Origin of the sequence: Snuella lapsa, from assembly GCF_039539345.1 — a bacterium.
In the GTDB taxonomy this organism is placed as follows: domain Bacteria; phylum Bacteroidota; class Bacteroidia; order Flavobacteriales; family Flavobacteriaceae; genus Snuella; species Snuella lapsa.
The window spans coordinates 1-20,200 of sequence record NZ_BAABCY010000061.1 but is presented as its reverse complement, the minus strand read 5'-3'; the positions used below and the strand labels follow the sequence as shown (position 1 = coordinate 20,200).

Below are 20,200 nucleotides of genomic sequence, written 5' to 3'. Positions count from 1 at the left end.
CTTGTATTTAGTTGTGTATAGCCTTTTTATAAGCTTCAATAGTTGTATAGTATTTCGTGATCATATTGGGAAGTTCCCAGTCTGGGAGTTTACCTTCCTCCAAATACTTCAAGTAATTTTCTGTGACCTGGGCAAAATGTGCCTCATGTCCTATTTTAAAAACTTCGGGCACTTTTATTTTCCAAATATTGTCCCCTATTTTCTCTGCTGTGGTTCCTGGAAACTCGCTCTCCACATCTGTTGACAGCACTTTGTTTAAAGCATCACCAAATCCTTCCGTTTTTTTAGCCTCAACATACAACGTAGGTTTAAACTTTTCTTCCTCTCCCTGTTTAATAATTAGATTGCTTTTAGTTCCTCTCATAATGCTATAATGAGTATCACCGGTACCTTCAGGCGCCTGGTAATTCCATATAACAGACACTTTTGCGTGTTTCCCATTAATCTTATAGATCATTTCGCCATTACAGTACACATGTAATTTACCATCCTTAATGTCCTTTTTCAGGTACTCTGGAAATGTTTCCAATCCGGTTACTTTTTTAAACTGTTCAAGGTTTAAGATTGTAGGCCAACGTCTAGCGCTCAACATTTCAATATTAGCGGAATCAATGATCTGATCAGGAAAAGCCTCCCATTGTACCAAATCGACCAGATGCGTGGTCACATCCACAATACCTTCGCCTTCCTCATTAACATCAAAAAACCAGGCGGGACGCACCAAAGGTTTTCCGGAAACATACTTAAAAAAATGATGTACACTTTCCTTGCTAATAGCCGGATCTGATGGCGTCCCTCCTTCCAAATCTCCAAACACGTCCGGTAATGTGGAAAATAATTTTTGGAGGGCGGTTGTCGACTCAAATCTTTCGGTCATGATATCGTAAATCAACACCTTATTTTCCTTAGCTATCTTAAAGGCTTCTTTAAGCTTTTTGAAACCATCCGGATTAATCACCAACGGTTTATCTGCATATACATTCAACCCTGCCTTTACCGCCGCCAGTATGTAATCTATTTTTTTAGAGTTCTTTCCAGCGACCACCATAACATTACCGGGCTTTTTTTCTAGCATTTCACTTAAATAGTCATCACTTAAAGAAACCTTTACATTCCATTGTGTTGGTGCCTTTTCTCTTGAATTATAAGATTCTATTTTACTTAAAAAATCTCTTACCTCTGGACCATCTGGAGCAAAAACATATATATTAGGATCCACTTGATCGTACATAGTCTTTTGAACCAATGCTGCATGAAAATGTCCAGGATCTAAGGTCATTAACCTTACCTTTTTAGACACAGGTTCTTTAGAGGTTTTTTCTTCTTGCTTTTTGTTAGCACAGGACATGCTAAAACATAACAACACTATCCATACGTAGTATTTCATCTTTTCATAATTATTTATTCAACACTAAGACCTGACTGCACACAAACAGGCATAATACACTATCATTTAATTATTTTTATCATTTGGCGATGACGTTCTCCCATTACACCATCCGCACAATCCCGGAATTCTGATCTAACACAACCCCTGTTCATTTATGGTAAATCAAAACACCTCCCTTATCAACAAAGGAGGTGTTTTTTTATTTTATTCCAACTTACAGCTTCACGTAATCTGTACCGTATGGTTTACGTTGCTCACGACGTAACATAGCATTCGCTTCATCATCATTGATGAATACCTCCTTATCTGGATCCCATTCTAATTTTCTATCAAACTGCATGGCTATATCGCTTATCAAGCAAATAGCACAAGCTTTATGTCCCTTTTCAATAGGTGAAATAGGCTGCTTTCTGGTTTTTATGCACTCTAACCAATTACCGTGCTGATCGTCAATTTTTTCAAGATGAATTTCATTTTCTCCAATAACCGATTCTAATATTTTCGGATCGGATGCATTTAATGCTTTGGCACTTTTTTCTTTATCAACTGGATCGGAAGCCGAAGCTGTATAGGCTCCTCGCGACACAAAAATCCAGCCGTCATCCCCTATGTACTTGATACCATTGGTATAACCACCACTCGTATATACGGTAATTCCGTTTTCATATTCATGCTTTACAAAGAAGTCACCATGTACATTCCATAGTCCCGATTTAGGGAATTCTGCCAATGCTTCAACCGAAACCGGCCCCGTAAGCTCTGTATTCATTCCCCATGCTGCAGAATCGTAATGGTGTTGTCCCCAGCCAGTAATCATTCCTGCTCCATAATTTCTTTGACGCAACCAGCCTGGTCGGCTATAACCATTCTGCGGATGCACTCCTATTTCGGTATAGGGCACTTCAGGGGTAGACCCTAACCACATATCAAAGTTTAGATTGGAAGGAATGGGCATTTCGGGCGCTTCGGGTCCTGCGGGGTCACCGGGTAGTCCGATTTTAACCGTATGGAGTTTACCGATACGTCCATTTCTTACCAATTCGGCCGCAATGCGGAACTGAGGCATGGCACGTTGTTGGGTCCCTACTTGCAAAATAGCTCCGCTCTTTTTCACGGCCTCTCGCAACTGCTGCCCTTCCCTTACGGTTAATGAGGTAGGCTTTTGTAAATAGATATCCTTACCAGCCAAAGCAGCTTCCATAGCAGGCTGCGAATGCCAGTGATCTGGCGTACTAATAACAACAGCATCAATATCCTTGTTCAATAACATCTCCCGGTAATCGCCATACACCTTGGTATCCATATAATTAGTCTTCCCTGTCTTCTCCTTATAAAAACCGTCAACTAAATTTTTAGCGTCAACCGCTCTTTTGGAATCCACGTCGCACACCGCCACAAATCGGGCGTCGTCAAAACGAATGGTGTCATGTATATCATGATCGCGTGCTATACGTCCGCAACCAATCTGACCAATATTTATTTTGTTACTAGGTGCGTTTTTACCTAATACATGTGCTGGAACAATGGATGGAAACCCTACCATTGCAACCGTTCCCAGTGCTGTTTGATTAATAAATTTTCTTCTATGCATAATACGTTAATAATTTAAATTATAAAATGATTTGCGCCTGCAAAGGCTTGGCAAAGGCTTGCCAGTAAGCTTCCGCTTCTTCTGCTGTTAACTCACCATCAAAAACTACCATTCGATAGGTAAGGTTGTAAGTTGTATTTGGTTCAATTTTCCATTCATTATGACGGATCGGACAAAACTCAAAAAACATATCTCCTCTACCGTTATTAGCATTTTCAGGCCATACGCGCATAGGTTCCGGATGCATCCTGTTATCTGGATAACTCATGAATAAAATACCATTTGAACCTGCTCCTGTGCGATCTTCCCCACTAACTATAACCCAACGGGCATTAGACCCATCGGCATCCAGGCGCGTCTTTCCTTCAGATGTCAACACTTTACAATTGTCTTTCTGCCAACGTTCGTGAAATCGCATGCCGAGCCCTCCGCCATACCGATATGCTTCAAAAAGGATACCCTTTTTTAATGGAGAACTAAAATCAGAGCTATAATCGAACATATAACGATCATCCCTTCCTATATCCCATAAACACACCTTTAAGTTCTCGTTAACAGCTACCTGCGGTGTATTTTTAGTTCTTAAATCAATATGTTCTTGAACAGCATTAAATCTGCTGTAAAGGGATCCTTTTTCGATAGATTTAAATTCTTTAAAAAGAACAGTGCCTTGACCATCCCCCAAATTCCAGAAATCCACGCGTACCGAATCGATTCGCGTATGTGTCCAAGGCCCCCATATGCCATAATGATGATAATGATCTGGTGGGTTTATACGTGTTAAAGTATCTCCTTTGGGCGTTATAACAGGATGAATATATCCCGATTTTTTAAAAACAGAATCTGCCCCCTGAGGAGGGTAATGCATATCGTATCGGTATTGTAAAACTGGTTTGTTTCTTAATGTAAACTGAAGATTTCCGTTCTCCTGGGGAGCAATCAATTCACCGACTTGTTCGCCACTTCCATCATTCTCCTCAAGTATATAAGATGTTGATTGCTCAGGAGAATGTATAAACCAAAGTGTATTGGACTCTTCATCTATTTGCCAGGCCACTTCATTACCTTCATTATATAACTTGAATGAATTAGATGCCAACTTTGATATATCTAATGCAACTGGAGTTTCTACAAGAAATCCATCTCCTTTAACTTCAAAATAGATTTTTTCTTTTTTAACACAGGACAGTAAGCTTATAGAGAAAGCTAATAAAACGGCATATTTCAATTTAATTAAATTTAAAAATAAACTATTGTTTTCTGGACTAAGCAAACATAATCAAAAGCAACATATTACGCAACCGATTGCGTAATAATATTATATTAAAAACTAATAATATTTGAAAAATATTTACACATATACCATTAAAACACATATATGAATAAAAAATATAAAATATTTAAAACTTAAACCTAAAACAGTTTCACGATTATTTCGTAGTATTGCATTGAAAATTTCGATATTTAAATGGACAAGAAAATAACCATTTATGACTTAGCTAAAGTGCTTAATGTTTCTCCTGCTACTATTAGTAGAGCCCTAAACGATCATCCATCAATAAGTTTTAGCACAAAAAAAAGAATTGTATCCTATGCACAAAGCTCTGGATACCGCATTAACAAGTTTGCTGCTAACTTAAGCAAACAAAAATCCAACACCATTGGCGTTATTGTTCCCAAATTAAACTCGCCTTTTATGTCTGCCGCCTTATCTGGCATTGAAAAAATAGCCAATGAACATAATTACAATCTCATTATTAGTCAGTCATTAGAATCAGAGCAAAAAGAAAAACTTAATGCCAAAACATTATATGACAGTGGCGTAGATGCGTTAATGGTATCGTTAGCACACGAAACTGCTAACTATGAGCATTTTGACATATTTAGAGAACAAAAAATACCTCTTTTATTTTTTGATAGAGTTGATTATCTCCCAAATTGCCCAACCATCCTGATTGATAACAAACAAGCAGGATTTGATGCGACAGAACATTTAATTCTACAAGGATGCAAAAACATCCTTCATGTAAGTGGTTATTTAAAGCGCAATGTATATAGCGATCGTTTCAATGGCTTTAAAGATGCCTTACATAAACATAAAATTGAATTTAACCCTTACAATCTTTTTGAAACTGATCTGGATCCTCAAAAAATAGATTTCGTCATGGATCATATAAAAAATGCCAAGGAGTCATTCGACGGCATATTTTTTGCCAATGATGCTATGGCTGTGGCTTGTATTCAAACACTTTTAAAAGAAGGCGTTCGAATTCCAGAAGACATAAAAATTATAGGTTTCAATAATAATCCAGTTTCAGAAATAATACAACCCAACTTAAGCACTGTTAACTATCCCGGTTACGAATTGGGTGTTTTGGCAGGGCAAAGCATTATAAGTCATTTAAAAGGCAACATAAATATTCAGTCGGCCGAATCCATTCTTTTAAAACATAAATTAATAGTTAGAACATCATCCTTAAAGAATAACGTAAAATGAAAACAAAACAACTAATAATCGCAACACTCTTAATCACTTTCTTTATATCTGCCTCAACAGCCCAAAGTATGGATGAATTTAAGATCTCTCCAGAATGGATTTCAAAAATAGAACGCCTTGCTCCCTCAGAACCTTCAGTAAAGAATGTAAGCAAAAAACGTATTTTGGTATTTTCTAAAGCGACAGGTTTTAAACATTGGACCATTCCTCACAACGTAGAAATGCTTAAAATACTTGGAAAGAAATCCGATATTTTCGACATCCATATAGGTTACGATGTTGAGAACTTTAGTAAAGATAACCTCAAAAAGTACGACGCCGTTATTCTTAATAATTCGAACCCCGAAGGACCAAAGCGTGATCTGTTTTCAGATCTTTTAAAAATGAATAGTTCTCTGACCGATGCCCGCATTGCAGAGCAAGCTGCTGTCTATGAAAACAACCTCATGGAATATGTAAAAAAAGGTGGTGGTTTAATGTTATTACATGGAGCAATCGTTGTCCAAAATAACTCACTAGAATTTAGCAAAATGACCGGTGGAAGTTTTGATTACCACCCCAAACAGCAAGAAATGCATGTTAAAGAAGTGGATGTAAACCATCCTTTAGTGAAAGCTTTTAAAGGAAAAGGACTGACTCATGTTGATGAACCTTATTTTTTTAAAAATGCCTATTTTGATTATAATTTCCGTCCGTTATTATATATTGAAGCGGATAAATTGAAAGGTTTGCGAAAAACCCCAAAAAACAACATCAATTATGTTTCCTGGATAAAAAGATACGGTAAAGGCAGAGTCTTTTACAGCTCACCATCTCATAACGCACAAAGCCTGGATAACCCGGAATTTCTTATGTTTTTATTGGATGGCATGCAATATGTTGTGGGGGACCTTAAAGCCGATGATAGTCCAATGGTAAAAAAATAAAACAGTTTTAACCTTCATTTTATTTGTTTTGGTTAGTTTAAAAAATAATGCTTAAACCTTCTGTGCTTTTAGGCGTTGCCTTATAAAGAATTTCTTGAAACAAACTGCCCTTAGCAGAGCTTTTAGGGATTCTTTCAGGTAAAATGTCATTCTCTTGTATGTCTTGATATTAGAACTTTATAGAAGCAGACGATCTCACAATTGTTAAACAAATTCTTAACAAAAACGGTTAGCTTCTACTAAGAATTCTGTAATTTTACTCCCAACCGTTTAAGTGTTTTTTACTATTTCAATTCTCTGAGCAAACAGATAAACACAAATAATTAAAACACTTTTTTTCTTATCTAGAATTCAAATTACAATTAATTAGATTTATATTAAAAACATATATTTATAATGAATAGATTTAAACCGTCAGTATGCATCGATTCTGTTTTTGAAGGCAAGTCCTTTGAAGAAGCTTGCAAATCTGTTAGACAAAGTGAAATTAACGCTATAGAATTTTGGGGTTGGTGGGATAAAGATTTGGATGCTTTGGTAAAAGCTCAGTTAGAAAATAACCTAAAAATTTCGGCATGTTGCACAAAATTCGTTAGCCTAGTCGATGCCAATCTTCGATCTTTATATTTGAAAGGCTTAAAAGAGTCGATAGCTGCTGCTAAAAAGTTAAAAACTGGCATTTTAATATCTCAAGTTGGTGATTTTTTAACCGACGTACCAAGAGCAACTCAGTTTAAATCGTTGGTAGATGGTCTAAAAGCTGCCGCCCCTCTTCTAGAAGAAGCAGGCATTACGCTTGTTATTGAACCTTTAAATGAACTAATTGACCACAAAGGCTATTTTTTAGTAAACAGTGATGAAGCCTTTAAGATAATTGATGCTGTAGACAGCCCTAACATTAAAGTCGTTTTCGACATATACCACCAACAAATTAGTGAAGGCCAATTAATAAGAAATATAGTTTCCAACATTGATAAAATTGGGCATTTTCATGCTGCAGGAAACCCAGGAAGAAATGAACTTCAAAAGGGTGAAATAAATTATCCTGAAATCTTTAAAGCCATTAGAGAAACGGGGTTTTCAGGATACGTAGGACTTGAATACTGGCCTTTGGAAAAAACACCTGAAAAAGCATTGACAGAAGTAGCTTCTTGGTTTGAAAAATGAAGATTCTTCCAATTAGCAAAAATAAAAAAGCCGCTCTAAAAAGCGGCTTTTACATTATATAACTTGCAATTTTCTTTTCTTACAGAGAAGCAACGTGCTTGGCTAATCCCGATTTAAGGTTTGCAGCCTTGTTAGCGTGAATTACGTTTTTCTTTGCCAATTTATCCAACATGGAAACAACGGATGGAAATAGCGTTTCTGCTTCTTTCTTATCCGTTAGCTCACGTAATTTCTTTATTGCATTACGCGTTGTTTTATGCTGATACTTGTTCAACAAACGCTTAGATTCGTTACTTCTAATTCTTTTTAACGCTGACTTATGATTTGCCATTTGTTACTTTTCTATATTATTAAAATTGTAGCCCGTAGGGGAATCGAACCCCTCTTACCAGGATGAAAACCTGGCGTCCTAGCCGATAGACGAACGGGCCATTATTTTTTGAGTGCGCAAATATAAACTATAAAAATTAACCTTGCAACACTTTTTTACCAATAAGCCACCAAACTATTACATCTGGTTTTTACAATACTTTTTACATTAAAAAGTATACTTAAAATTTAGTCAAATAAAAAAGCCTCTCATTAGTGAAAGGCTTAGTCATTATATAACTTGCAATTTTCTTTTCTTACAGAGAAGCAACGTGCTTGGCTAATCCCGATTTAAGGTTTGCAGCCTTGTTAGCGTGAATTACGTTTTTCTTTGCCAATTTATCCAACATGGAAACAACAGATGGGAATAGCGTTTCTGCTTCTTTCTTATCCGTTAGCTCACGTAATTTCTTTATTGCATTACGCGTTGTTTTATGCTGATACTTGTTCAACAAACGCTTAGATTCGTTACTTCTAATTCTTTTTAACGCTGACTTATGATTTGCCATTTGTTACTTTTCTATATTATTAAAATTGTAGCCCGTAGGGGAATCGAACCCCTCTTACCAGGATGAAAACCTGGCGTCCTAGCCGATAGACGAACGGGCCATTATTTTTTTGAGTGCGCAAATATAAATTTAACAATTCAACCTTGCAATACTTCAAATAACTCGCAATATCTCGATTGCGGTTGCAAAAATACAACTATTTTTAAATGCTGCAATAGCTTAATGATTTTTTTTCAAAAAAACTTTCCTTAATATGCTTTTGCAAACAAAACTCTTCCTTTAGAAGGCTTTCCAGTAAGTACACAAGTCCCTTCTTCTTCCTTAGCATCTAAAGGAATACATCTAATAGTCGCCTTAGTGAGTTCTTTTATTTTATCTTCTGTCTCTGCTGTACCATCCCAATGCGCTGAAACAAACCCGGTTTTGTTTTCTAAAACACCTTTGAATTCTTCAAATGTGTCAACTTCGGTAATATGCGAATCTCTAAACGCTTTGGCTTTACTAAACAGGGTTTTTTGAATTTCTTTCAGCAAATCTTCAATAATTGTCGTTAAATTATCTAAGGCAACCGTTTCTTTAGTCAAAGTATCTCTTCTTGCCAACTCTACCGTTCTATTCTCCAAATCTTTAGGCCCAATGGCTATTCGTAATGGTACACCTTGCAGTTCATGCTGAGCAAACTTTGCCCCAGGTCTTTGCGTAGTGCGGTCGTCGTACTTCACCGAAATACCTTTAGCCCTCAAATCGCTTAGAATACTATTAGCTACTTCCGTAACGGCCTTTAAATCTTCTTCACTTTTATATATAGGCACAATAACCACCTGATTAGGCGCTAAACTAGGAGGCAAAACCAATCCGTTATCATCACTATGTGTCATGATTAAGGCACCCATTAATCGTGTGGAAACTCCCCAAGACGTTGCCCAAACATAATCCTGTTTTCCTTCTTTGTTGGCAAACTTAACATCAAAGGCCTTAGCAAAATTTTGCCCTAAAAAATGTGAGGTTCCTGCCTGCAAAGCTTTACCATCCTGCATTAAAGCCTCTATACAATAGGTATCCTCTGCTCCTGCAAAACGTTCACTTTCTGTCTTTAGTCCTTGAATGACAGGTATGGCCATAAAGTTCTCAACAAAAGTTGCATATACATTGTTCATTAATTTAGCTTCGGCTATAGCCTCTGCTTTTGTTTCATGTGCAGTATGCCCTTCTTGCCATAAAAATTCGGCCGTACGCAAAAACAAGCGTGTACGCATTTCCCAGCGCACCACATTAGCCCACTGATTTATTAATAATGGCAAATCTCTGTATGATTGAATCCAGTTTCTGTAAGTATTCCATATAATGGCTTCAGAAGTAGGCCTCACTACAAGTTCCTCTTCCAATCGTGCTTCTGGATCTACTCGCAATTTTCCCTGTTTATCAGGATCGTTTTGCAACCTGTAATGGGTTACTACCGCACATTCTTTTGCAAATCCTTCGGCATTTTTTTCTTCTGCTTCAAACAAGCTTTTAGGTACGAATAAAGGAAAATATGCGTTTTGGTGCCCTGTTTCTTTAAACATTTTATCCAATTCGGCTTGCATCTTCTCCCATATAGCATAGCCATAGGGTTTAATGACCATACAGCCCCTAACAGCTGAAGTCTCTGCTAAGTCTGCCTTTACAACAAGTTCATTATACCATTTTGAATAATCGGCTGCTCTGCTTGTAAGTTTTTTACTCATACACTTTATTTTGGCACAAATATTGTGATTATGTTAAATATAAAAATAGTTCGGCAAAACTAACTATTTTTGTTATGTTCAACAATAAAATTCTAGAGATATGCAATTTACTAACTACATAAAAAGGAGAATATCTTATTTAGCTATTCTTGGATTGCTAATTAGTTTATCGTCTTGCGGTTCTTATCAATATGTAGGTGCCGACAGCGATGGTATTTATAGTACTCAGGAAAATAACATGCTATACGAAGATGCTGTTGTTGAAATCCCAAACAAATCTAATAGTGATTATTACAAAAACTATTTCAGAAATAAAGCTCTTGAATACGACAACATGCTTGCCGACGAGGCTATTTTCACAGATATAGATTCATACGAAAGCAGCAATTACAACGAAGACGGCTCAATTGATGACAATAGCTATCAGGGGTATGCAGGCTGGGGTCAAGACAGCAATCAAATAACAATAAATTACCATTCTGGTTTTGGTTATAATTCCTATTTATGGGGAGGCCCATACTGGAACAATTGGGGCTGGAACAATTGGGGATACTACGATCCTTATTGGTACGGCGGATATTATGGGTGGTGTTATTACAGCCCTTACAGATATCGATATAGTTATTACGGGTATCCTTATAGAAACTATTGGAACTACAGATACCCTTATCATAACAATTGGTATTACGGAAACAGATATTACAGCGGAAGAAATGTTGCTTACAATACCAGTAGAAGAGGCAGCTATAGTAGGGTGGGTACAACTTCCTCTACTAGTTTAAGACGCAGTACTAGTTCTACAAGCAACGCCGCTACTTCAAGATACACTACAAGCAGACGAAGTAGCACTAGTAGGTACTACAATCCAAATACAAAAACATATACACAAAGAAGATCTAGTACGGCTTCTGCTCCAACTTCAAACTCTACAGCAAGATCATCGTCTTCATCTGTAAGAAGAAGTTCGGGAAGCACAACCTACAGACCGAGTTCTAGTTCAAGAAGCAGTAATAGTTCTGGTTCCTATTCAAGAAGTACGTCTCGAAGTTCAAACTCAAGCTATACACCTAGCAGAAGCAGCAGTAGGTCAAGTTCTGGTTCGGTTTCCAGATCATCGTCCGGAAGCTCCAGAAGTTCTAGTGCCTCAAGTGGAAGACGTCGTTAAACATATATGGGCAGGTTTGATTTTTTAATAAACTCAATAACAGACTTGCCCCCTATCTTACCCTAAAAATAAAATTGAAACACATGAAAAAGTTAAATTTACTATTCATAGGCATACTTTCTATGTCCTCAATCTACGCACAAGATATAACAGATGCCTTACGTTATTCGCAAGACAATATACAAGGAACAGCTCGTTTTAGAGCCTTAAGCGGTGCTTTTGGCGCTCTGGGTGGAGACATGAGTGCTGTAAGCTTAAATCCTGCCAGTTCTGCTGTTTTTAATAAAAGCCATGCATCGTTTTCCTTATCGAATATAGATACTAAAAATGATACCGACTATTTTGGTAGAATGACAAGTGCCAACGAATCGACCTTTGACCTTAACCAAGGAGGTGCCGCCTTTGTTTTTGCGAACAGAAACGCAAACTCTCCATGGCGTAAATTCAGTTTAGCTGTTGCTTATGAAAAAACAGCTAATTTTGATGATAATTGGAGGGCAATTGGAACCAATACCAATAGTGGTAATTTCGACAACTCTATTTCAAGTTATTTTTTCGATTATGCCTATGGCCTTAGACTTGATGAAATAGAAAGACTCGATGGAGAAACCTATTCACAAGCCTATCAAGAAATAGGTAGTGCATATGGCTATAGCCATCAACAAGCTTTTTTAGGTTATGAATCTTTTATTTTAGAACCTGTAGATATTAACAATGATGCCAATACAGAATATACCATTAATTTAAATAACGGTAATTTCTTTCATGACTACAGTTATGCAGCTACTGGATACAACGGTAAGATTTCCTTTAATATGGCTGCCCAATACGAAGACAACCTTTACTTAGGGCTGAATTTAAATTCTCATTTTATCAACTACGACCGTTCTACTTTTTTAATTGAAGAAAACTCAAATACATCCGATGTGGAATATATAGAGTTTGAAAACAATTTATCAACCACAGGTAGCGGTTTTTCCTTTCAATTGGGGGGTATCTTAAAATTAAGCCAAGAATTTAGAGTAGGTTTAACTTACGATTCACCTACATGGTACACCATTGAAGAGGAAGCTTCACAATTTATAGCTACAGATGGTATTAATGGATTTATTGAAATCAACCCTTTAATAGTAAACGTATATCCCCAATACAAATTACAAACTCCCGGTAAACTTTCGGGAAGTTTAGCCTACGTGTTTGGCACACAGGGTCTCCTGAGTTTCGACTACTCCAGAAAAGATTACAGCACTACCAAGCTTAAACCAACATCTGACCCTGATTTTGCTTTCGAAAACAACAACATTAGCAATGCCTTAACCGATGCGGCAACCTATAGATTGGGAGGTGAATACAAATACAAACAATTTAGCTTTAGAGGCGGATACCGCTTTGAAGAAAGCCCATACAAGAATGGTACAACTGTTGGTGATTTAACAGGGTATTCGCTTGGACTTGGCTTTAACTTTGGAAACACCAAACTAGATCTTACTTTCGATCAAGCAAACCGTTCATTCGCTACACCTCTTTATAATATGGGGCTAGTCGATACAGCTAACGTAGACAGAACAGATTCTAACGTAACATTATCACTAAGTTTTAATATTTAGGACAAAGCAGAACATATAATATATGCAGCTCGAACCTAAAAAGTTCGGGCTTCTTATTTTTTATTGTAATTAATCCGTTGAAAAACAGACAAACCCTTAAAATTAATTGTTTGTTAATTCAAAACATAACAAAACGGAATTACTTATCTTTGCAAACTTAAAATCATGATTTTTTTTGACAGATGAAAATTGACAACAACTTTGAGGAGTTTGAATCTATAGGAAACAACCATATTGGCACATCAGAAAGCACCCCGTTGCGCCACGATGCCTTTAAGCTTTCTAAAGAGGAAAAAATTGATATTATCAAAGACGATGTTCGCCACATTATGGAAACATTAGGACTTGATCTAACAGATGATAGTTTAAAAGGCACACCTAACCGTGTGGCCAAAATGTTTGTTAAAGAGATCTTTGGGGGCTTGGATCCCGAAAAAAAACCAAGCGCTTCTACTTTCGAAAATAAATATAAGTATGGCGAAATGTTGGTTGAAAAAAACATTACGGTATACTCCACCTGTGAACATCATTTATTGCCAATAGTCGGAAAAGCTCATATTGCTTATATCTCCAATGGTACTGTTGTTGGTTTATCTAAAATGAACCGTATTGTAGACTACTTTGCTAAACGTCCGCAAGTGCAAGAACGCTTAACGATTCAAATTGTTAGAGAGCTTCAAGAGGTTCTAAATACCAAAGATGTTGCCTGTGTTATTGATGCTAAACACCTATGTGTAAACTCCAGAGGCATTAGAGACATTGAAAGTAGCACGGTTACCTCCGAATTTGGTGGTAGATTTAAAGATAAAGCAACGCGTCGGGAATTTTTAGACTATATAAAATTGGATACTAAGTTTTAAGTTTGTTGTTTCGTCGTAAGCTGCTGTAATAAAGATCATATCTAAAATCAGCTAAGCGACTTTACAATTTGATTGCCAAACAAACCACTTAACACAAATGCAGTTATACCAAGAACAACAGATAAAAATATACAATTCGCTTTCAGGCAAAAAAGAAATATTCACCCCTATTAACGAAGGCCATATAGGCATGTATGTTTGTGGCCCAACGGTTTACAGCAATGTGCATTTAGGAAATGTTAGAACCTTTATGTCTTTCGATATGATATTTCGCTATCTAAAGCATTTAGAGTATAAAGTGCGTTATGTTAGAAATATTACGGATGCTGGTCATTTAGAAAATGATGCTGATGCCGGAGAGGATAAAATAACCAAAAAAGCGCGATTAGAGCAGATTGAACCTATGGAAGTAGTACAGCGCTACACGGTTGATTTTCATAATATATTAAACACCTTTAACTTTTTGCCTCCCAGTATAGAACCTACAGCAACAGGTCATATCATTGAACAAATTGAGCTTATAAAAAACATTATAGACAATGGATTTGCTTATGAAGTTAACGGTTCGGTATATTTTGATGTTCATAAGTTTAACGAAACAAACGAGTACGGTAAGTTAAGCAAGCGTAAGTTAGATGATTTAATCCATAATACCAGAGTCCTTGACGGACAGAGCGACAAAAAAAACCCCCAAGATTTTGCTCTTTGGAAACGTGCAGAACCTCAACATATAATGCGGTGGCCTTCTCCCTGGAGCGACGGTTTCCCAGGTTGGCATTTAGAATGTACGGCTATGAGCACCAAATACTTAGGAGAACAATTTGATATTCACGGTGGTGGTATGGATTTAAAATTTCCGCATCATGAGTGTGAGATTGCCCAAAACGAAGCCGCTAAAGGCCAATCCCCTGTTAATTATTGGATGCACGCTAATATGCTAGAGCTTAACGGACAGCGCATGTCTAAAACAACTGGAAACACTGTAAATCCTGATGAATTATTATCAGGAAACAATAAATTCTTCAGTAAGGCATACGCTCCTAGCGTCGTTCGTTTTTTCATAGCACAATCATCTTACAGAAGTATTTTAGATTTAACTGATGATGGGCTTTTAGCTAGTGAAAAAGGCTTTTATAGATTGATGGATGCTATTAATTTATTAAGTAGTTTAAAGCCTTCTGAAAAATCAAGTATCGATATCAGTGCATGGAAACAAAAATGTTACGATGCCATGAACGACGATTTTAATTCGCCTATCTTAATAGCCCATTTGTTTGAAGCTGTTAAGTACATTAACCAAGTTCATGAAAGCTCTGAAACATTAACACCAGAAGACCTAACAACTTTAAAAGATACCATTAATACGTTCACTTTCGATATATTAGGTCTGGAAAACGTTACCAAGAAAGATGCTGGAACAGATAAATTATCTGGAGCTGTTTCTGTTTTAATAAAATTAAGACAAGAGGCTAGGGCTAATAAAGACTTTGCTTTGTCCGATAAAATTCGTGACGAACTGGCTGCTGTCGGTATTCAATTAAAAGATGGTAAGGACGGTACGACGTTTTCAATTAATTAGTTAAGCCATATTGTAAGTTGTTGAACAAATATCGACTTAACAACTAAACAATTAACAAAAACAAATGAAGCAACTGCTTATTGCACCATTCCTGTTTTTAATAAGGGTCTACCAACTCTTTATATCGCCGTTAACCCCTGCAACTTGCAGATACCAGCCTACATGCTCGCACTACTCCAAAGAAGCACTTGAAAAACACGGACTATTAAAAGGAGGTCGATTGGCTTTGAAACGGATTTTTAGTTGCCACCCTTGGGGAGGCAGTGGTTATGACCCTGTTCCTTAATTTGACCTTAAGTAGTAATCTATTTCGGGCAATAAAAAAAGCATTACTTTGAATGTTTCTTTTTAGAGGCAGTTCGGGGTGCTTACTTTATGTTTCACTCAAAAAATGCTTTTTAGCATAGTAATGCATTAACAAATATAGTAAATTATCGATTAAAAGCAAATTTATCCGACAAAATACAATATACGTTTAATTTTCAGGAATGTGCTTTAAAATCTCCAATACAAATTTCCAATATTTTTGAACGGATGAAATTTGTGCTCGTTCATCAGGTGAATGTGCTCCTTTTATATTAGGGCCAAAACTAATCATATCCATATTTGGATAATTTTGCCCCAAAATACCACATTCCAACCCTGCATGGCAAGCAGCCACATGTGCCTCTTCTCCATTTATTTCTTTATACAAACTAGTCAAAACTTTTAAAATAGGCGACTCCATGTTAGGTGTCCAGCCTGGGTAATCTCCCGAAAATTCAACTTCACAACCTGTTAACTCAAACGTAGCCCTTAAAGTATTGGCCAGATCCATTTTAGAACTCTCTACAGACGATCGTGTCAAACAAGCGATACTAATACTACCGTTTTTAACCGTTACCCTAGCAATATTATTAGATGTTTCAACCAGTCCAGGAATATCGGCACTCATTCTATACACACCATCACAAGCGGCATAAAGTGCTCTGGTAAAACCTTCCTGCACCCCAAGATCCATAATTTTCTCAGGCGTATTGCATGGTGATACAGAAATATCCAATTCTGGCTCCATGGTTTTTAACTCTAGCCTTATTGTTTCAAATTGAGATTGCATTTCCAAAACAAAAGCTTCTTCACGAACACTATCAATAGCTACAATTGCTTTACTTTCACGCGGAATGGCATTACGTAAACCACCACCATCGATTTCCGAAATTCGTAAACCAAATTTTTCAAACCCATCAAACAGCAAACGATTCATGATCTTGTTTGCATTCCCTAAACCTTCATGGATTTGCATTCCAGAATGGCCGCCCTGCAAACCTTTTACCTTTATAGTATATCCTATTTTAAACTCAGGTGTTTCTTCTTCAGCATACTCCCTTGTAGCTGTGACGTCGATCCCTCCTGCACATCCCACGCCAATCTCATCATCTTCCTCTGTATCCAGATTTAATAGAATACCACCTTTTAGTATGCCCCCTTCTAATCCCATTGCACCAGTCATACCCGTTTCTTCATCAATAGTAAACAAGGCCTCAATTGCAGGATGCGCTATATCCGTACTTTCCAAAATAGCCATAATGGTAGCAACGCCCAATCCGTTATCGGCTCCCAAAGTTGTACCTCTAGCCCGAACCCAATCACCATCCACATACATTTCTATACCTTGTGTATCAAAATCAAAAACCGTATCGTTGTTTTTTTGATGCACCATATCCAAATGCGATTGCATAACTACGGTTGTTCTATTCTCCATTCCTTTAGTAGCAGGTTTCCTTATAATAACATTCCCAACAGCATCTTCAATGGTTTCCAAACCCAAACGCTTTCCGAAATCTTTCATAAAAGCAATAACACGCTCTTCTTTTTTTGAGGCCCGTGGCACGGCATTTAAATCTGCAAATTTAGCCCAAAGCTCTTGCGGTTGAAGCTGTTTTATTTCTGTACTCATAAATTCTATATATAATGTTTTGCAAAGGTAATTATTACAACTCTTTAGAAACCATTATGCTGTAATTAAATAAAAGATTTCTTGAAACAAATTTTGCCAATTCCTATAGGATAGATATTCTTGGCAGAGCCAAAATAAAGCAACTCTTTTCGATTAAAATTAAAAGCACACCTGCAACGCAACCTTTTAGCAACAATGACATCTAATGTGAAACGATAAAGATGAAAATATTATATCCGTTAACCGTAGTGCTATTCCTTTTTTCCTGTCAAAGCAATCCAGACATAGACATAGATCAAGAAAACTTACTTATTGGCAATTGGGTTAACCCAAAATATGAAAATGAAACAACCATTTACCAGAGAGCCTCTAACTTACAGGACAATGCACCAGGTATATCATTTCAAAAAAAAGCTGTTTTTACACAGAGAACGTCTGGATGGTGTGGCACACCTCCTTTATCATTTTATGATGAAAAGGGCAAATGGGAAACCCAAGAATCCCTTATTTTAATAACCAATCTGAATTTCCCAGGAAATTACAACCTAAGAATCATTTCGATTGACAACGACCAGTTAATTGTAAAACGAGAACTATCCGAACAAGAAAAAGACCATCGGGAATTAATGCTTTTATTCGACGAAATTAGCAGCCTATCCATTAGTGTTTCCTGTACTGATCCGACAGATTGGAACTATACGCCCTATGGCTCTAAAGCTTGTGGTGGGTCACAAGGGTATATTGCTTATTCCAATAAGATCGACACATCACTCTTTCTTCAAAAAATTGAAGCCTATAACCTAGCAGAAAAACAGTACAATATTAAATGGTCTGTCGTTTCCTCCTGCGATGTGCCCCAAGTTCCCAAATCCATAGTCTGTCAAAATGGTTATCCCATTTTAAAATATTAACCAAGCTCAAAATAAGGCTCTATGATTAATAAACATTTGTTTATTTTTGAGCATGCTAAAAAACAAAAAGGCCTTAATAGCCTTAACCTTAATTCCCCAATATTTCACAGTGAAATGGCTCGCTCATTATCCTGAACATATTGAATCTTATTACAGTAATGGAATATATCCATATATAGCAAAAATATCTAGAATCACACTTGGCTGGCTACCATTCTCTTTTGGTGACTTGATATATGGTATATCACTAATTTACATCATACGTTGGTTTTACAAAAACAGAAAACGCTTAAGAAAAGACACGAAAGCTTGGTTTAATGATATTGCAGCTACTTTTTCTATTATTTACTTTGCTTTTCATATACTTTGGGGACTAAATTATTACCGTTTACCACTTTATAAAAGCTTGAACTTAAATGCACAATACACAACCGAACAGCTAGAAACCGTAACCAAAAAACTCATAACCAAAGCTAATGCTGCCCATCTTGAAATAGAAAAAAATGACACCCTAAAAATAAATATCCCTTACACTAAAGGTAAAATTATAGCCTTAGCCCCAAGGGGTTACAACAATTTAAAACAACACTTTCCGCATTTAGAATACCACCCTACGAGCGTAAAAAAGTCCTTATTCAGTTACCCCTTAACGTACATGGGCTTTAGTGGTTACCTAAACCCACTAACCAACGAGGCACAAGTCGACGCTTTAATTCCTGCCAGTATACTTCCCACGACAACATCGCACGAAATTGCCCACCAATTAGGGTTTGCTGCTGAAAACGAAGCGAACTTTATAGGTTGTCTGGCTGCCATTAGCCATGATGATAAATATTTTAATTACGCAGGATACACTTTCGCGTTACGCTATTGTTTGAATGAGATCTACTCTCGTGATGAAATGCTATACGAAACTCTGGTAGAAACTGTTAATAAAGGTATCTTAAATAACTACAAGGAAGTACGCGAATTCTGGGAAGCCCATGAAAACCCTACCGAACCCTTATTTAAACTCTTTTACAGCAATTATTTAAAAGCCAACAAGCAAAATAAAGGCATGGAAAGTTACAGCTATGTAGTTGCGCTGTTTGTTAATTATTTTAATTCAAACACGCTATAGTTTAGACCTAATCTACAAAGGTAGCACCATCGGGCTTTTCAAAAACAGCTGCTTCTGGAGGTGCTTCCAAAAACTTCACCTCCTTAAATTCCACACGATTTCGTTCTGTAGTTGGCAGATTTTTTTCATAATTAAACCATATTAGCGTTTTTGGAACCTTTAGACCTTCCACACTTTGCCAAGTATCGTATTTAATAAAATGATAGGTTTTACTTTTCTCTTTTGAGAAATAGGTAACCGTATATGCCAACCAAACCATTTGGTAAGAATTCGGATCGTAATACAAAATGTATTCATCGTCTGGCGATTCTCCTACTCCACTGTTGTATGTTATTTTGACTCCAGGATACTCCTTCCCTTCATACACTAAAGGCTTAGCTTCCGAGTACATAATGCCATCGTCGGCCAATACAAAAGGCATGGCAAAAAAATAGAACATCAAGTTATGGTAAAACTTAGGATTCCCTTTATAATCTATCGTATCCTTATTTAACAACCATACTTTGGTTCCATCATAACCAATACTATGGTGAGGTAAATCGATAAATGACTTTCTCCTTCTTAAATCGGTTAAAGTCACTTCGTAACCCTTTTGTTTTTGAATTTTAAACTCCAAAGAATGCATTTTATGCCACAATGCCAGCCCGCCATGAGCCTTAAACACTTTGGTTATAGCTTTAGGAAATTGATTAAGTTCAATCTCTTTTTTCACATTTGCCTCTCCTGATTGTCTACATGCTAAAAAGGAACTAATGACGATCAAAAAATAAAAATAATTGAATATCCGTAATACATCATAATTCAAAAAATAGGGTTATTTTTGAAAAAACAGTGTCTCTATGAATA

At 36.8% G+C, this 20,200-nt stretch carries 18 protein-coding genes and 2 tRNA genes; 10 read left to right on the top strand and 10 right to left on the bottom strand.

The features are described 5' to 3' along the window. Window positions 1–7: 7 nt before the first annotated feature. The 3 genes from ABD792_RS11110 to ABD792_RS11100 form a co-directional block, all read right to left on the bottom strand. Window positions 8–1,387 (bottom strand): putative oxidoreductase C-terminal domain-containing protein, encoded by a 1,380-nt coding sequence (locus tag ABD792_RS11110; protein WP_345006093.1) that lies wholly within the window; start codon window positions 1,385–1,387, stop codon window positions 8–10. A gap of 217 nt (window positions 1,388–1,604) precedes the next feature. After that, window positions 1,605–2,981, bottom strand: coding sequence for a Gfo/Idh/MocA family protein (locus ABD792_RS11105; protein ID WP_345006089.1), 1,377 nt, complete (start codon window positions 2,979–2,981; stop codon window positions 1,605–1,607). Window positions 2,982–3,000: 19 nt separating this feature from the next. Next, window positions 3,001–4,209 (bottom strand): DUF6807 domain-containing protein, encoded by a 1,209-nt coding sequence (locus ABD792_RS11100; RefSeq protein ID WP_345006088.1) that lies wholly within the window; start codon window positions 4,207–4,209, stop codon window positions 3,001–3,003. 240 nt (window positions 4,210–4,449) lie between these two features. Here ABD792_RS11100 and ABD792_RS11095 point away from each other — a divergent pair, with 240 nt between their 5' ends. The 3 genes from ABD792_RS11095 (at window position 4,450) to ABD792_RS11085 (ending at window position 7,571) form a co-directional block, all read left to right on the top strand. Next, complete coding sequence (locus ABD792_RS11095) at window positions 4,450–5,478, top strand: LacI family DNA-binding transcriptional regulator (RefSeq protein ID WP_345006086.1); 1,029 nt, start codon at window positions 4,450–4,452, stop codon at window positions 5,476–5,478. Continuing rightward, window positions 5,475–6,404, top strand: a complete 930-nt coding sequence (locus tag ABD792_RS11090; protein WP_345006084.1) for a ThuA domain-containing protein — start codon at window positions 5,475–5,477, stop codon at window positions 6,402–6,404. The genes ABD792_RS11095 and ABD792_RS11090 overlap by 4 nt, the downstream gene beginning before the upstream one ends. Window positions 6,405–6,800: 396 nt before the next feature. Further along, window positions 6,801–7,571, top strand: a complete 771-nt coding sequence (locus ABD792_RS11085; RefSeq protein WP_345006083.1) for a hydroxypyruvate isomerase family protein — start codon at window positions 6,801–6,803, stop codon at window positions 7,569–7,571. Window positions 7,572–7,650: 79 nt separating this feature from the next. On the opposite strand, the gene rpsT (ABD792_RS11080) is transcribed toward ABD792_RS11085, so the two are convergent. The 5 genes from rpsT (ABD792_RS11080) to proS form a co-directional block, all read right to left on the bottom strand. Then, complete coding sequence (rpsT, locus tag ABD792_RS11080; protein ID WP_345006082.1) at window positions 7,651–7,902, bottom strand: 30S ribosomal protein S20; 252 nt, start codon at window positions 7,900–7,902, stop codon at window positions 7,651–7,653. Window positions 7,903–7,930: 28 nt separating this feature from the next. After that, window positions 7,931–8,002 (bottom strand) — tRNA-Glu (locus ABD792_RS11075). A 195-nt stretch (window positions 8,003–8,197) separates the two neighbouring features. Further along, window positions 8,198–8,449, bottom strand: coding sequence for a 30S ribosomal protein S20 (gene rpsT / locus ABD792_RS11070; protein WP_345006082.1), 252 nt, complete (start codon window positions 8,447–8,449; stop codon window positions 8,198–8,200). A gap of 28 nt (window positions 8,450–8,477) precedes the next feature. Further along, window positions 8,478–8,549 (bottom strand) — tRNA-Glu (locus ABD792_RS11065). 148 nt (window positions 8,550–8,697) lie between these two features. Then, on the bottom strand, window positions 8,698–10,176 hold the full coding sequence (proS, locus tag ABD792_RS11060; protein WP_345006081.1) for a proline--tRNA ligase: 1,479 nt from the start codon (window positions 10,174–10,176) through the stop codon (window positions 8,698–8,700). A gap of 100 nt (window positions 10,177–10,276) precedes the next feature. On the opposite strand from proS, the gene ABD792_RS11055 reads away from it, so the two are divergent. The 5 genes from ABD792_RS11055 to yidD all read left to right on the top strand — a co-directional run bounded on the left by ABD792_RS11055 (window position 10,277) and on the right by yidD (window position 15,673). Next, window positions 10,277–11,341: a hypothetical protein gene (locus ABD792_RS11055; RefSeq protein WP_345006080.1), complete on the top strand. Its 1,065-nt coding sequence runs from the start codon at window positions 10,277–10,279 to the stop codon at window positions 11,339–11,341. A gap of 83 nt (window positions 11,342–11,424) precedes the next feature. Then, window positions 11,425–12,948, top strand: coding sequence for an OmpP1/FadL family transporter (locus ABD792_RS11050; RefSeq protein ID WP_345006078.1), 1,524 nt, complete (start codon window positions 11,425–11,427; stop codon window positions 12,946–12,948). A 182-nt stretch (window positions 12,949–13,130) separates the two neighbouring features. Beyond that, on the top strand, window positions 13,131–13,808 hold the full coding sequence (gene folE, locus ABD792_RS11045) for a GTP cyclohydrolase I FolE (protein WP_345006077.1): 678 nt from the start codon (window positions 13,131–13,133) through the stop codon (window positions 13,806–13,808). Window positions 13,809–13,905: 97 nt separating this feature from the next. Beyond that, window positions 13,906–15,387: a cysteine--tRNA ligase gene (cysS, locus tag ABD792_RS11040; RefSeq protein WP_345006076.1), complete on the top strand. Its 1,482-nt coding sequence runs from the start codon at window positions 13,906–13,908 to the stop codon at window positions 15,385–15,387. Window positions 15,388–15,451: 64 nt separating this feature from the next. Then, window positions 15,452–15,673, top strand: a complete 222-nt coding sequence (yidD, locus tag ABD792_RS11035) for a membrane protein insertion efficiency factor YidD (RefSeq protein WP_345006074.1) — start codon at window positions 15,452–15,454, stop codon at window positions 15,671–15,673. A gap of 189 nt (window positions 15,674–15,862) precedes the next feature. Here yidD and ABD792_RS11030 read toward each other — a convergent pair whose 3' ends face one another. Continuing rightward, window positions 15,863–17,323 carry an aminoacyl-histidine dipeptidase gene (locus ABD792_RS11030; protein WP_345006073.1) on the bottom strand — a complete coding sequence of 487 codons (1,461 nt, stop codon included), beginning with the start codon at window positions 17,321–17,323 and terminating at the stop codon, window positions 15,863–15,865. Window positions 17,324–17,544: 221 nt separating this feature from the next. On the opposite strand from ABD792_RS11030, the gene ABD792_RS11025 reads away from it, so the two are divergent. Together ABD792_RS11025 and ABD792_RS11020 are read left to right on the top strand one after the other, a co-directional pair. Further along, a complete protein-coding gene (locus ABD792_RS11025) occupies window positions 17,545–18,234 on the top strand; it encodes a hypothetical protein (protein ID WP_345006071.1) in 690 nt (229 codons plus the stop codon). Window positions 18,235–18,286: 52 nt separating this feature from the next. Further along, window positions 18,287–19,354 (top strand): DUF3810 domain-containing protein, encoded by a 1,068-nt coding sequence (locus ABD792_RS11020; protein WP_345006070.1) that lies wholly within the window; start codon window positions 18,287–18,289, stop codon window positions 19,352–19,354. Window positions 19,355–19,361: 7 nt separating this feature from the next. On the opposite strand, the gene ABD792_RS11015 is transcribed toward ABD792_RS11020, so the two are convergent. Then, window positions 19,362–20,066, bottom strand: coding sequence for a DUF6503 family protein (locus ABD792_RS11015; protein ID WP_345006069.1), 705 nt, complete (start codon window positions 20,064–20,066; stop codon window positions 19,362–19,364). Between the last annotated feature and the right edge of the window lie 134 nt (window positions 20,067–20,200).